Origin of the sequence: Vibrio sp. vnigr-6D03 (assembly GCF_002835515.1) — a bacterium.
In the GTDB taxonomy this organism is placed as follows: domain Bacteria; phylum Pseudomonadota; class Gammaproteobacteria; order Enterobacterales; family Vibrionaceae; genus Vibrio; species Vibrio penaeicida.
Genome location: NZ_PIZL01000039.1, coordinates 22,003 through 35,686 on the forward strand (window position 1 = coordinate 22,003; position 13,684 = coordinate 35,686).

At 44.8% G+C, this 13,684-nt stretch carries 9 protein-coding genes and 6 tRNA genes; 7 read left to right on the top strand and 8 right to left on the bottom strand.

The annotated features are described in order from the left end of the window. Positions 1 to 2: 2 nt before the first annotated feature. The 5 genes from CW749_RS23705 to CW749_RS23725 all read right to left on the bottom strand — a co-directional run bounded on the left by CW749_RS23705 (position 3) and on the right by CW749_RS23725 (position 601). Positions 3 to 76: transfer RNA gene (locus CW749_RS23705), tRNA-Pro, on the bottom strand. Between the two features lie 52 nt (positions 77 to 128). Then, a tRNA-His gene (locus tag CW749_RS23710) sits at positions 129 to 204 on the bottom strand. Between the two features lie 43 nt (positions 205 to 247). Then, positions 248 to 324 (bottom strand) — tRNA-Pro (locus CW749_RS23715). An 83-nt stretch (positions 325 to 407) separates the two neighbouring features. Continuing rightward, positions 408 to 483, bottom strand: a tRNA-His gene (locus tag CW749_RS23720). A gap of 41 nt (positions 484 to 524) precedes the next feature. Next, positions 525 to 601: transfer RNA gene (locus CW749_RS23725), tRNA-Arg, on the bottom strand. Positions 602 to 966: 365 nt separating this feature from the next. On the opposite strand from CW749_RS23725, the gene CW749_RS23730 reads away from it, so the two are divergent. Further along, complete coding sequence (locus CW749_RS23730; RefSeq protein WP_101114936.1) at positions 967 to 1,380, top strand: cytochrome c5 family protein; 414 nt, start codon at positions 967 to 969, stop codon at positions 1,378 to 1,380. Between the two features lie 121 nt (positions 1,381 to 1,501). On the opposite strand, the gene rep is transcribed toward CW749_RS23730, so the two are convergent. Next, positions 1,502 to 3,517 (bottom strand): DNA helicase Rep, encoded by a 2,016-nt coding sequence (gene rep / locus CW749_RS23735; RefSeq protein WP_101114938.1) that lies wholly within the window; start codon positions 3,515 to 3,517, stop codon positions 1,502 to 1,504. A gap of 176 nt (positions 3,518 to 3,693) precedes the next feature. Here rep and CW749_RS23740 point away from each other — a divergent pair, with 176 nt between their 5' ends. The 4 genes from CW749_RS23740 to CW749_RS23755 all read left to right on the top strand — a co-directional run bounded on the left by CW749_RS23740 (position 3,694) and on the right by CW749_RS23755 (position 8,912). Next, the gene (locus tag CW749_RS23740) at positions 3,694 to 4,281 is read left to right on the top strand and encodes a TetR/AcrR family transcriptional regulator (RefSeq protein WP_101114939.1); all 588 of its coding nucleotides are present in this window, start codon (positions 3,694 to 3,696) and stop codon (positions 4,279 to 4,281) included. 18 nt (positions 4,282 to 4,299) lie between these two features. Continuing rightward, on the top strand, positions 4,300 to 5,406 hold the full coding sequence (locus tag CW749_RS23745) for an efflux RND transporter periplasmic adaptor subunit (protein WP_101114940.1): 1,107 nt from the start codon (positions 4,300 to 4,302) through the stop codon (positions 5,404 to 5,406). 11 nt (positions 5,407 to 5,417) lie between these two features. Further along, positions 5,418 to 8,543: a multidrug efflux RND transporter permease subunit gene (locus tag CW749_RS23750; RefSeq protein ID WP_101114941.1), complete on the top strand. Its 3,126-nt coding sequence runs from the start codon at positions 5,418 to 5,420 to the stop codon at positions 8,541 to 8,543. A 117-nt stretch (positions 8,544 to 8,660) separates the two neighbouring features. Continuing rightward, positions 8,661 to 8,912 carry an accessory factor UbiK family protein gene (locus tag CW749_RS23755; protein ID WP_101114942.1) on the top strand — a complete coding sequence of 84 codons (252 nt, stop codon included), beginning with the start codon at positions 8,661 to 8,663 and terminating at the stop codon, positions 8,910 to 8,912. A gap of 226 nt (positions 8,913 to 9,138) precedes the next feature. Here the strand turns inward: CW749_RS23755 and ilvC are convergent, their stop codons facing one another. Then, positions 9,139 to 10,623, bottom strand: coding sequence for a ketol-acid reductoisomerase (gene ilvC, locus CW749_RS23760; protein WP_101114943.1), 1,485 nt, complete (start codon positions 10,621 to 10,623; stop codon positions 9,139 to 9,141). 161 nt (positions 10,624 to 10,784) lie between these two features. On the opposite strand from ilvC, the gene ilvY reads away from it, so the two are divergent. Then, the gene (gene ilvY, locus CW749_RS23765) at positions 10,785 to 11,675 is read left to right on the top strand and encodes an HTH-type transcriptional activator IlvY (protein ID WP_101114944.1); all 891 of its coding nucleotides are present in this window, start codon (positions 10,785 to 10,787) and stop codon (positions 11,673 to 11,675) included. 243 nt (positions 11,676 to 11,918) lie between these two features. Further along, positions 11,919 to 13,451, top strand: a complete 1,533-nt coding sequence (locus CW749_RS23770; protein WP_101114945.1) for a phospholipase D family protein — start codon at positions 11,919 to 11,921, stop codon at positions 13,449 to 13,451. A 70-nt stretch (positions 13,452 to 13,521) separates the two neighbouring features. Here the strand turns inward: CW749_RS23770 and CW749_RS23775 are convergent. Beyond that, a tRNA-Trp gene (locus CW749_RS23775) sits at positions 13,522 to 13,598 on the bottom strand. Positions 13,599 to 13,684 lie beyond the last annotated feature (86 nt).

A 13,684-nucleotide genomic window follows, 5' to 3' on the forward strand; every position in this document is an offset into this window, starting at 1 on the left:
GGTCGGTGAAGAGGGATTCGAACCCCCGACCCTCTGGTCCCAAACCAGATGCGCTACCAAGCTGCGCTATTCACCGACAAATTTCGTTTTGATTTCAAAACTGGAAACCCAATAGGCTACCAAATCAATGGGGTGGCTAACGAGATTCGAACTCGCGACCACCGGAATCACAATCCAGGGCTCTACCAACTGAGCTATAGCCACCACTAATTTTTTACATAGCTGTTAACAACAACTATCGAAATAGTGGTCGGTGAAGAGGGATTCGAACCCCCGACCCTCTGGTCCCAAACCAGATGCGCTACCAAGCTGCGCTATTCACCGACGATACTCCAAAGGAGTGTTTTGTTTCGAACTTAATCAAAACTGGAAACTGTATCTATTACTAGCTTTAGTTACCGAAATAATGGGGTGGCTAACGAGATTCGAACTCGCGACCACCGGAATCACAATCCAGGGCTCTACCAACTGAGCTATAGCCACCACTATTTTGCCAATATTACCTATTCACATAAGCATCCGGATGGCGCGCCCGAAAGGATTCGAACCTTCGACCTTTGGCTCCGGAGGCCAACGCTCTATCCAGCTGAGCTACGGGCGCATGCCCTATCGGCGGAGTGGAATAATACGTATATCACAAAGTGTCGTCTAGTGTTTTTTGCAGTTTTTTTATTGATTGTTGCCTTTTTCGGCAATTGAGATGTGATTAAACCCATGTCGCGAACAAGTTGTTGTTTATTGCAACAACTTGAGTCGCTATAATCACCTATTATTTATAATGATTTAACAGGTGTTTCACACCTAGATAATCAAAATACTTAAGTTTCGACAGGGAAAGGCATTGTTTACGGTATTTTTTGATGAACCGTGTGTCTGTGAATACTCTCTGACAATAGCTTAGGTGAATAACGAACCAAATAAAGATAAACATCGTATTTATCAATGCCTGGAAATGTATAGCGAGTAATGGATATGTCACGTCGAATTATTGGCCTATTGGCTGCTACAATCACCTTCTCAAGTTTCTCTTTTGCAGCCAAAGTCAGCCAAGAAGAATACGATGCGATTTCAGATCGTATTAAACCTGTTGGTCAGGTATACCTTGCTGGAAGCGAGCCTGTTTCAGCAGAACCTAAAGGTCCTCGAGATGGCGCTTCAGTTTACAATGTATTCTGTACAGCCTGTCACGGTACTGGTGTCAGTGGTGCACCAATTAAAGGAGATGCTGGGCAATGGGCTTCGCGTATCGCCCAAGGTATGGATGTGATGACCGATCATGCCATCAATGGTTTCAACGCAATGCCTGCAAAAGGTGCGTGTATGGATTGCTCCGATGAAGAAATCGTCGCTGCCATTAACCATATGATCGAAGGTTTGTAACGTACCGACAAAACCTCAGTAAAAAGAGCAACGCGCGAAAGACGGTTGCTCTTTTTGTTCGGGCTCAATCTTGACCTTGGCGTGCACCCAAGTGACCTCAGGTGCAAAATTCTTAATAAACCTACTTCTTGAACATCGCTTTCAAATTGGCAATATGCGCCTGACCTTTTTCCATTCTTTCTTCTTGTGAGACTTTCTTTTTAGCTTGTTCCCACTCCACATCATCAAATGGCAGTTCATCGAGAAAGCGGCTGTGCTGAGGTTTGATCAACTCACCATATTGTCGGCGTTCACGGCACATTGTAAACGTTAGCTCTTTCTGTGCACGTGTTATCCCTACGTACATTAGCCGCCTTTCTTCTTCGACGTTCTCTTCATCAATACTGGTTTGGTGCGGCAAAATACCTTCTTCTGCACCAAGTAGGTAAACATACGGAAACTCCAACCCTTTTGATGCATGTAACGTCATCAATTGAACTTGGTCGGCATCATCGTCGTCTTCGCCTCGCTCCATCATGTCGCGAAGCGTAAGCCGCTGAACCACTTCTTTTAACGTTTTTTCTTCATTGTCGTAGTTGTCTCCTTCGAGATCCGCCACTATCCAGCTGTATAAGTCCGACACATTTTTCATTCGCATTTCAGCTGCTTTCGGGCTTGGTGACGTTTCGTATAACCAGTCTTCATAATGGATGTCTCTCACCAGTGAACGCACCGCCTCAACCGTATTACCTCGCTCTGCATTATCGGATATCGCGACCACCCATTGCACAAACTTACGCAGGTTTTCCAAACCACGTCCTGTGAGATGCTGCTCCAGCCCAAGTTCAAAGCTGGCTTCAAACAGGCTTTTTCCTCGCATGTTGGCGTAGCTACCCAATTTCTCTAATGTAACCGGACCAATTTCTCGTCGTGGGGTGTTTACGATTCGCAAGAAAGCATTATCGTCATCTGGATTCACGAGAACACGAAGGTAAGCCATGATGTCTTTGATTTCTGAACGAGCAAAAAAGGAAGTACCGCCAGAGATCTTATAAGGCACTCGGTTTTGCATCAGTGACTTTTCAATCAACCTAGATTGATGATTGCCGCGGTACAAAATCGCGTAGTCTTTGTAATCGGTCCTGTTCAGGAATTTATGCGCAATCAGTTCACCCGTGATCTTTTCCGCTTCATGCTCTTCATTCTTTGCGGTCAGTACCTTGAGCATTTCGCCATCTGGAATTTCAGAGAACAGCTTTTTTTCATAAACGTGCGGGTTATTGGCAATCAAAATATTCGCACTACGCAGAATTCGACTGGTTGAACGATAGTTTTGCTCTAGTTTGATTAGGCGAAGGTTGGGGTAATCTTCCCCCAATAACACGAGGTTCTGAGGCTTTGCTCCGCGCCATGAATAGATAGACTGATCATCGTCGCCTACCACGGTCAATCGACCACGCTCACCGACGATTAAACGAACCAATTCATACTGACTGGTGTTGGTGTCTTGGTATTCATCGACCAGTAAATAGCGAATACGACTTTGCCAGCGTTGACGAACGTCTTCGTTCGATTTCAGCAAAAATACAGGCAGCGCAATAAGATCGTCAAAGTCCAATGCGTTGTAGGCTTTCATTTGCTTCTGATACATATCAAAGCAGTGCCCAAACAATTGCTCTTGCTCCCCTCTAGCTCGTTCAATAGCTTGAGCAGGTGAAAGCATGTCGTTCTTCCAGTTAGAAATATGGCTCAGCAAGGAACGGAGCAAATCTTTATCACCATCGATCTGTTTTTCGGTGAGCTCTTTTAATAACGCTAACTGGTCTTGATCATCAAACAGAGAAAAACCCGCTTTTAATCCCAACGCTTTGTATTCTCGACGAATGATATTCAAACCCAGCGTGTGGAACGTCGAAACCATTAACCCCTTTGACTCATGCTTACCCAAAGTTTGACCAACGCGCTCTTTCATTTCACGGGCGGCTTTATTGGTAAAGGTAACCGCTGCGATATTCCGCGCTTTGTAGTCACACTGCTGAACCAAGTAAGCAATTTTGTTGGTAATGACTCGAGTTTTACCAGAGCCAGCGCCTGCCAGTACCAAGCAGGGACCTGATACGTATTTCACGGCTTCATCTTGTCTGGGGTTCAGCTTCATTGCGGGGTCTCTTTCGAATGCGATCTCGGGAGCATAGTGTAATTCTCTCCTCATATTTATACCAATAAGAAATTACCCGGCGAAAAATCCGTAGGATTACAAATTATTTGTTGCATACATCCATAGGGTTAGAATTATAATGAATGAACGTTCATTCACATTTGAGTAATGCATATATGCCAAGTGAAAAACAGATAGGTAATGATAAGCGATTGAAAATATTGCGAGCCGCAGAAAACTTGCTCGCAGAAGAAGGCTTTCATGGCATATCAATGCAAAAGATTGCACAATCAGCAGGTGTTGCCGCTGGAACCATTTACCGCCATTTCGATGATAAAGACCATTTATTGATTGAATTAAGGCTCATGGTTTCTCAGCGTATCGCTGATGTTGTGCAAGCTAACGTAGATAATGACATGCCTCTGAAACAACGTTTTCGCATTATGTGGCTCAACATCTGGCACTTGGCCTGCACGGAAGGGAGCACGCTTTGCAATCGGACTCAATACGAATCTCTTCCTACGCCGGCTCATGTGAATATTAGGGAACTTGAACGAAAAATGTTTGCCAAAGTGGATCAAATGTTCACGGAAGGTAAGCAACAAGGGGTACTCAAACCTTTGGATAACCCCATTTTATCTGGTCTTAGTTTGGAAGTAGGTGTCACGCTTGCTCGCAAACATGCCTTAGGGATCTTTCAACTCAATGATGATGCATTAGAAGCGGCGATTGAAGCCAGCTGGGATGCCATTGTTCAACACTAACTTGGAGTTCTGAATAGAATGAAAAAGTGGACTTTCTTTATGTTACTTATCTCAATCCTGCTGTTCGGCAGTGTGATAGGTTTCAATATGTATAAGCAAGACATGATCGCTGAGTATCTGGCGAACAGACCAGAGCCAGAGTTCCCTGTTACCGTCACTGAAGTCACGGCTGTTGATTGGGTTCCGACCATTGAAGCAATCGGCTTCATTGAACCAAACCAAGGCGTGACACTAACAACAGAAACCAATGGCGTAATCAATAAGATTCAATTTGAATCTGGCACTACGGTTAAAGATAACCAAGTTCTTCTTACGTTGGATTCTGAAGTTGAGCAAGCCAACCTAAAAAGTGCGAAGGCAAAATTGCCAGCGGCTCAAGCAAAATACAAACGTTATGCTGGCTTGTATAAGAAAGGCTCTGTATCGAAAGAAGCTTACGATGATGCGCAAGCGGCGTATTTATCTCTTTCTGCCGATATTGAGAGCTTAAAAGCGTCTATCGATCGCCGTGAAATCAAAGCACCGTTTGCAGGTGTCGTCGGTATTCGAAATGTTTACTTAGGTCAATACCTACAACCGGGAACGGATATTGTACGTCTTGAAGACACCAGTGTTATGCGCCTTCGCTTTACCGTTCCACAAACGGATATTTCGCGCATTCACATAGGCCAAACCGTTGATATTAAAGTTGACGCTTACCCAGAAAATTCCTTCCAAGGCTCCATCAGTGCTATAGAGCCTGCCGTCAGCGTACAAAGTGGTCTAGTGCAAGTTCAGGCGAACATTCCAAATAACGATGGTCAACTTCGTAGTGGTATGTTTGCTCGTGCCGACATCATTTTGCCAAAACTCACCGATCAGGTTTCCTTGCCTCAAACCGCAATCACTTTCACCTTATATGGTGATAATGTGTACATCCTGTCTGAAGAAGATGGCGTTCAGCGAGTGAAGCAACACGTTGTAAAAGTGGGTGAACGTACCGAGCACATCGCTCATATATTAGAAGGGGTAAAACCTGGAGATGTAGTGGTGACTTCTGGTCAGGTTCGTTTAAGCAACGGCGCTAAAGTTCGTATCGTGGAAAGCGATGCAACGAATCCGCCTGCTGAAACACCAATGCTGTAACTGGAGGAAGCATGCGCTTTACTGATGTTTTTATTAAACGTCCTGTTTTAGCGGTATCCATCAGCTTTTTGATTGCTTTGCTTGGTTTACAAGCCATCTTCAAAATGCAGGTGCGTGAATACCCTGAAATGACGAATACCGTTGTTACAGTATCAACGGGCTATTACGGTGCCAGTGCCGATTTGATTCAGGGCTTTATTACTCAGCCGCTGGAACAAGCGGTCGCACAAGCCGATAATATCGACTTTATGACGTCGCAATCGGTGTTAGGTAAGTCCACCATTACGGTGACAATGAAACTGAATACCGATCCTAATGCGGCACTGGCGGATATTCTCGCCAAAACCAACTCGGTGAGATCTCAACTTCCAAAAGAAGCGGAAGATCCAACGGTAACCATGTCGACAGGCTCAACCACTGCGGTTCTCTACATTGGTTTCACCAGTGACGAGTTAGTATCAAGCCAGTTAACAGACTATCTTGAGCGAGTGATCAACCCTCAGCTATTTACGGTTAACGGTGTGTCTAAGATCGACCTTTACGGCGGTTTGAAATACGCACTTCGTGTTTGGTTAGACCCAACGAAAATGGGCGCACTTAACCTAACAGCAACCGATGTAATGACGGTTCTGAATGCCAACAACTATCAGTCGGCAACCGGTCAAGCCATTGGCGAATTTGTTCTGTATAACGGCAGTGCCGATACACAAATTTCAAGCGTTGAAGAACTCAGTCGTTTGGTGGTGAAAAATGGTGAAGGGCTCGTCATCCGCTTAGGTGACATCGCCAAAGTGTCACTAGAAAAAAGCCACGATGTTTACCGTGCAAGTGCGAATGGGCAAGAAGCGGTTGTTGCCGCAATCAATGCCGCGCCAAGTGCTAACCCAATCAACATTGCGGCAGACGTTCTAGAGTTATTACCAACACTTGAAAAGAACCTTCCAAGTAACATCAAGATGGAAGTCATGTACGACTCCACAATTGCAATCAATGAGTCCATCCAAGAGGTCATCAAGACCATTTTGGAAGCGGCACTGATTGTACTAGTGGTTATCACCATCTTCCTAGGTTCGTTCCGAGCGGTCTTGATCCCTATCGTTACTATTCCATTGTCACTAATTGGTGTGGCTATGGTGATGCAAGCAATGGGGTTCTCTTGGAACCTAATGACACTGCTGGCTATGGTTCTGGCTATCGGCTTGGTGGTTGATGATGCCATTGTTGTTTTGGAGAACGTCGACCGTCATATCAAACTGGGCGAATCGCCATTCCGTGCGGCTATTATTGGTACACGTGAAATTGCGGTGCCTGTTATTGCCATGACGCTGACCTTGGGGGCGGTATACGCACCAATCGCAATGATGGGCGGTATCACCGGTTCTCTGTTTAAGGAGTTCGCCCTTACTCTTGCAGGGGCAGTATTTGTTTCAGGTATCGTGGCGTTAACACTTTCTCCGATGATGTGTTCGAAAATGCTGAAAGCCAACGAACAACCAAGCAAATTCGAGAAAACCGTTCATCAATTCCTAGACAGAATGTCGGATCGCTACGAAGGTATGTTAGTCGCAGTAATGCAACATCGTCCTGTCATTATTGCTTTCGCTATCATCGTATTTGCCAGCCTTCCAATGTTGTTCAAGTTCATACCGAGTGAGCTTGCGCCATCTGAGGATAAAGGTGTCGTGATGTTGATGGGTACAGCGCCATCAAACGCGAACCTCGACTACATGCAAAACACCATGAATGATGTGAACAAAATCCTGTCAGACCAGCCAGAAGTGGCGTTTGCTCAGGTGTTCACTGGGGTGCCTAACTCAAACCAAGCTTTCGGTATTGCATCCATGGTGCCGTGGAGCGAGCGTGAAGCAAGCCAAGCGGAAGTCAAAGATCGCGTAAGTAAGTTGGTGCAAGATGTTCCAGGCATGTCGGTAACGGCGTTTGAAATGCCTGAACTACCGGGCGCGGGCTCTGGTCTCCCTATTCAGTTTGTTATGACAACACCGAATAGCTTTGAGAGCTTGTTCCAAGTCGCGACGGACGTGTTAACGGAAGTCAATACGAGCCCACTGTTTGTCTACTCTGATCTCGATCTGAACTACGATTCAGCCACCATGAAGATCAATATAGACAAAGATAAAGCCGGTGTTTATGGCGTTACCATGCAAGACATTGGTATCACACTCAGCACAATGATGGCTGATGGCTATGTGAACCGTATTGACCTAAATGGTCGTTCTTACGAAGTGATTCCTCAAGTAGAGCGTAAGTATCGCTTAAACCCGGAATCCATGAACAACTATTATGTTCGAGCGGCAGATGGTAATTCCATACCGCTAGGAAGCCTGATTTCTATTGATGTGGTTGCGGAGCCTCGCTCACTACCACACTTCAATCAGTTAAATTCGGCAACTGTAGGTGCAGTACCAACACCAGGTATTGCTATGGGTGAAGCGATAAACTGGTTTGAAAATATAGCGGAAACCAAACTGCCTGCGGGATACAACCATGATTACATGGGTGCATCACGTCAGTTCGTAACAGAAGGCAGCGCACTGTACGCAACATTTGGCTTGGCTTTGGCCATCATCTTCCTTGTATTAGCTATTCAATTCGAGTCGGTGAAAGATCCACTGGTCATTATGGTTTCTGTGCCACTCGCCATATGTGGAGCGTTAATCGCACTGGCGTGGGGCGCCGCGTCCATGAATATCTACTCTCAAGTCGGGTTGATTACGCTCGTCGGCCTCATTACTAAGCACGGCATTTTGATTTGTGAAGTTGCCAAAGAAGAACAACTTCATAACAAAAAGAACAAGATGCAGGCAGTAATGGAAGCGGCGAAGGTGCGTCTTCGCCCTATCCTGATGACAACAGCAGCCATGATCGCAGGTTTGATACCTCTGATGTATGCAACTGGTGCTGGTGCTGCTCAACGTTTCAGTATTGGTATTGTTATCGTTGCTGGATTGGCGATAGGGACGCTTTTCACCTTGTTCGTTCTTCCAGTAATTTACAGCTACTTAGCAGAGGATCACAAACCGCTGCCAGTATTTGTTGAAGATAAAGATCTAGAAAAGCTTGCGAGAGTTGATGAGGCAAAAGCCGCTCAACGAGATATTCGAGAAGAGTCCGTGTAATCGCAATAGATACACAAAACGTAAAAAGGCTACTTCGGTAGCCTTTTTTCTTGCTAAAGACTAACGACAACGACCAGCGAATTACATAAAATGAGGTTAAATTGAAAGGAGTTACCCATGTTTGATCCCAAGAAACTCGAACAAATTGCCAAACAAATTCATGAGTCAATGCCTCAGCCTGTCAAAGAGCTCGGTACTGATGTAGAACAAAAGGTTCGCCAAGTTATCCAAGGCCAACTCAATAAGTTGGATGTTGTCAGCAGAGAAGAGTTTGATGTGCAAACTCGAGTATTGTTGCGCACTCGCCAAAAGCTGACGGAGATGGAGCAAAAGCTGGCAGATCTAGAAGAAAAGCTGAGCGAAAAATAGAAGCCACTTCCTTCAAGTAAAAAGAAAGGCTTGCTCTAACGACAGAGCAAGCCTTTTATTTATGTGTTGTGTTTACTTTTTGTATTATCGACCCCAGTCTGCTGGAGTTCTTTTGCAATATAAGCGTAGTCGATAACGCAGAAATAGCTTCGTCATTTTAGGTGAAGGCGTACTGTTTCAAACCGATACCGACCTTCACACTAACTTAGACGTCTATTTCACATCATTAACCACCAACGGCGATACGCTTCATGTCAGTCATGTAGCCGCGTAGCTCTTCACCGATGTATTCAACAGGGTGGTTACGAATCGCTTCATTCACTTCAATCAAACGAGCGTTATCAACTTGGTTAGAAGTTTCACCCAAACCTTTACCGATAACATCTGTGTTTACAGAAGGCATGAATTTCTCGCGTAAAAGTGGAGTCGCTACGTTAGCAAATAGGTAGTTACCGTATTCTGCTGTATCTGAAATTACGACGTTCATTTCGTACAGGCGCTTACGTGCGATTGTGTTCGCAATCAATGGAAGCTCGTGAAGAGACTCATAGTAAGCAGATTCATCAATGATGCCAGACGCAGTCATCGCTTCAAATGCTAGCTCAACACCCGCACGCACCATGGCAATCATTAGAATACCGTTATCAAAGTACTCTTGCTCAGAGATTTCAACGTCAGATTCTGGGTAGTTTTCAAAAGCAGTTTCACCTGTCTCTTCACGCCAGCCAAGAAGGTTCGCGTCATCATTTGCCCAGTCAGCCATCATAGTGCTAGAGAAGTGACCTGTGATGATGTCATCCATGTGCTTGTTGTAAAGCGGACGCATCAGATCTTTCAATTCTTCAGACAACTCAAACGCTTTCACTTTCGCAGGGTTAGATAGGCGATCCATCATATGAGTGATGCCACCAAACTTAAGTGCTTCAGTCACCGTTTCCCAACCGTACTGTAGAAGCTTACCTGCGTAACCTGCATCTACACCGTCCGCAATCATCTTCTCATAACATACGATAGAACCAGCTTGCAGCATACCACATAGAATAGTCTGCTCGCCCATTAGATCTGATTTCACTTCAGCGACGAATGAAGACTCAAGACAACCAGCACGGTGACCACCTGTTGCTGCAGCCCAAGCTTTAGCGATATCCCAGCCTTCGCCCTTCGGATCGTTTTCAGGGTGAACGGCAATCAGAGTTGGTACACCAAAGCCACGCTTGTATTCTTCACGAACTTCTGTACCAGGGCACTTAGGTGCAACCATCACAACAGTCAAATCTTTACGTACCTGCATACCCTCTTCAACAACGTTGAAACCATGAGAGTAACCCAGTGCAGCACCTTCTTTCATTAGAGGCATTACTGTCTCAACAACATTGCTGTGCTGCTTATCTGGAGTCAGGTTAACAACTAAATCTGCCTGTGGGATAAGAGTTTCGTAGCTGCCAACTTCAAAACCATTGTCTTTTGCATTTTTAAACGATTGACGCTGTTCATCAATTGCTGCTTGGCGAAGTGCATAAGATACGTCCAAACCAGAGTCGCGCATGTTCAGACCTTGGTTAAGACCTTGTGCGCCACAACCAACGATGACCACTTTCTTACCTTTCAGGTAATCGGCTTCTGTTGCAAATTCGCTGCGGTCCATAAAACGGCAACGACCCAACTGGTCTAGCTGCTCACGCAAGTTTAAAGTGTTGAAGTAGTTAGCCATTTTCTGGAACTCCTGTTTAATTTATCCATAAGGTCGACGGTATAGCGTCGAATAACCTTATACTAATTCAGACATTAAGTTGCTCAAAGTGATATATTCACAACCAGTAATTGCAATAAACGCAACACTGGCTATTTTATATTGCTCAAAGTGACACCATTATGAATATCAAAAGTCTTCAAGCCTTTATTCACCTATGTGAGAGTAAAAGTTTCAGTAAAACGGCAACTGCCATGCATGTGAGTGCATCAGCATTAAGCCGGCAGATCCAAAAGCTCGAACAGGACGCGCAGCAAAACCTGTTTCTTCGAGACAATCGTTCAGTAGAACTGACACCCGCTGGTAAGAAGTTACTGCCCATTGCCGTTAATATCGTCAGTGAATGGCATCAGTTTCAGTCCGATAATCAGCATGGAGAGAACGAACTAAGAGGGAAATTGCGTTTGTTCTGCTCGGTGACGGCTAGCTACAGCCACCTACCTGAGTTACTTGCAGAATTTAGGCTACTCTACCCTTATATTGAATTTGAGCTCTCTACGGGCGACCCCGCACAAGCAATCGATAAGGTCATGAACGATGAAACTGATATTGCGATCTCTGCACTGCCCGAGTTATTGCCAGCTAGGCTTGAGTTTGAATCGATCAGTGATATACCGCTCTCCGTCATTGCACCTTCTGGGGTAAGCAGTTTCGGATCGGAATTGATGGAAAGCACACCCGATTGGAACAAAATTCCTTTTATCGTTCCTGAAGCGGGAACAGCACGAGAGAGAGCGAATGCTTGGTTTAAAAAAATGCGCATAAAACCTAACATTTATGCCCAAGTATCTGGGCACGAAGCCATTGTCAGCATGGTCGCTCTCGGGTGTGGTGTGGGTATCGCCCCAGAAGTCGTTATCGTAAATAGCCCTGTAAGGGATAAGATTCAGCGTCTCAAGCTGGAATCCATTAAACCCTTTAAATTAGGCGTTGTATGTAAACGCTCAAATTTAGACAATCCTCTACTTTCCGCTTTCTGGAAAGTTGCTGAAAAGGTCTATATCCAACCATAGTGATAACCTTGAATACTGACATTGTTAAAAGTCTTGATTAGGGTCTGTTGACCTTTCGTGGTTAAATTTTGTTCGAGTTCTACTGTGTTATCACTCATTGATGTAGAGCGACTACACCGAATGAGCGCTGCCTTGTATAAAGAACCCACAAATTGCTGCAAAAATCATCTCGAAAGGTCAACAGACCTTAGTATATTTGGCAATGTCTCCCCTTGGTTCAATAGAGAAAAAGGCGCTTACCTAATGTCCATATTTAGAAACATCACTTTTGCTTTGCTCTCCGCACCATTGCTTGGCTGTAGTCCAGCACCAGATAGCGTCCCAGTCTCTGAAAAAAATCATTGCCGTTCTCTTGCAGAAAAAACGCCTCTGCCAACCTCACACTTTATAGAACCGTATCGTGCTCAGATGGAAACTAAAACTGGGGTATATGTGCTCGAACAAGGCACTGAAGCCATGATGTCGAGGGCATGGCTAACAGAACGAGCAGAAAAGACGATCGACGTTCAGTACTTTATATTCTCTGTTGATAACGTAGGTTTGATAGCAACGGATTATCTAGTGAGAGCCGCAGAGCGTGGGGTAAAAGTAAGAGTCTTAGTCGATGACATCATGTTGGATGCAAGAGGCGATGAACTATTAATTCTTGCTGCGCATGAAAACTTTGAAATCAAGATTTATAACCCTAATGCCAACATCGGCAAAAACATCGCTCAGAAAATCTCTACCGTCGCCACCGATTTCCACGGTATTAATCAGCGTATGCACAACAAAGTCTTTTTAGTTGATAGCCAGATAGCCATTACTGGTGGTCGGAACATCGCAGATGAGTACTTTGGGTTTGACCACGAATACAACTTCCGAGACAGAGATGTATTTTTAGCGGGTCAAGCGGTCAAACACATTGATGCATCGTTTGAAGAATACTGGAACAATAAGCTCAGCGTACCTGTTGAAGATTTGTTCAGCACACCTTCTCGCGATACCAATCCTGATTTTTCGAGGCTTCACTCATACGCTTGTAACCCAGAGCACTTCCACCCTCAAATACGGTCAGATATTGAAAAAGTGCCAACTACATTTCAACGGTTGGCCAAAGAAGGCAAATTTAAGTTCGTTGATAATGTCGAATACATCTCAGACCAGCCAGGAAAAAATGATAGGCAATCTTTTCTCGGTGGTGGGAGTGTAACCCAAGATAAATTAGTTCAACTGGCCGAAAGTGCTCAGAAGTCGATTCTGATTCAGACGCCTTATCTTGTCACGACGAAAAAGGATCGGGCTTTTTTACGTGAATTAGTTGATAAAGGTATAACCATCAAGATCCTAACGAATAGCCTTGCATCTAATGATAACCTTGCTGCATTTAGTGGCTACCAGCGCAACCGCAAGCAACTGCTCGATACAGGGGTAGAGATTTACGAGTTCAAGCCTGACGCCAAAATAAGGCAGCGAGTGATGACAGAGCATATGTATAAAAAGCTCTCTTCCACTCCGATTTTTGGTCTTCACGCAAAAACTATGGTGGTAGATGAAAGCATCACAGCCATCGGTACTTATAACTTTGATCCACGGAGTGCCAATTTAAATACAGAGAGCTTTGCCATTATCCATTCTCCTGAAATCACTCAGCACGTTTCGAAATCAATGCATATAGAAATGGAACCAGAAAACGCGTGGAGAATTACCCCTGACTTTAATCCTGATAGTGAAGTCAGTATTTCCAAACAAATCGGTGTAAAACTGCGCCGATTTATTCCCAAAGATGTGCTTTAGAATTCATACACTTGCTTTGCAAAAGCAATAGATACAAAAAAGCCTCGTCTTTCGACGAGGCTTTCAAATATGGCAGGGGTGGAGAGATTCGAACTCCCAACACGCGGATTTGGAATCCGCTGCTCTGCCAATTGGAGCTACACCCCTAAATTGTATTGAACCTTTAGCTATCAGATTCAAAAAAACCTCGCGTAAGGCGAGGCTTCTCAAAAAAATGGCGGAGTGGACGGGAC

Excerpts from the sequence above, each read along its gene's own strand:
- CW749_RS23730 (WP_101114936.1), top strand. The coding sequence starts at position 967 with ATGGATATGTCACGTCGAATTATTGGCCTATTGGCTGCTACAATCACC.
- rep (WP_101114938.1), bottom strand. The coding sequence starts at position 3,517 with ATGAAGCTGAACCCCAGACAAGATGAAGCCGTGAAATACGTATCAGGT.
- CW749_RS23740 (WP_101114939.1), top strand. The coding sequence starts at position 3,694 with ATGCCAAGTGAAAAACAGATAGGTAATGATAAGCGATTGAAAATATTG.
- CW749_RS23745 (WP_101114940.1), top strand. The coding sequence starts at position 4,300 with ATGAAAAAGTGGACTTTCTTTATGTTACTTATCTCAATCCTGCTGTTC.
- CW749_RS23750 (WP_101114941.1), top strand. The coding sequence starts at position 5,418 with ATGCGCTTTACTGATGTTTTTATTAAACGTCCTGTTTTAGCGGTATCC.
- CW749_RS23755 (WP_101114942.1), top strand. The coding sequence starts at position 8,661 with ATGTTTGATCCCAAGAAACTCGAACAAATTGCCAAACAAATTCATGAG.
- ilvC (WP_101114943.1), bottom strand. The coding sequence starts at position 10,623 with ATGGCTAACTACTTCAACACTTTAAACTTGCGTGAGCAGCTAGACCAG.
- ilvY (WP_101114944.1), top strand. The coding sequence starts at position 10,785 with ATGAATATCAAAAGTCTTCAAGCCTTTATTCACCTATGTGAGAGTAAA.
- CW749_RS23770 (WP_101114945.1), top strand. The coding sequence starts at position 11,919 with ATGTCCATATTTAGAAACATCACTTTTGCTTTGCTCTCCGCACCATTG.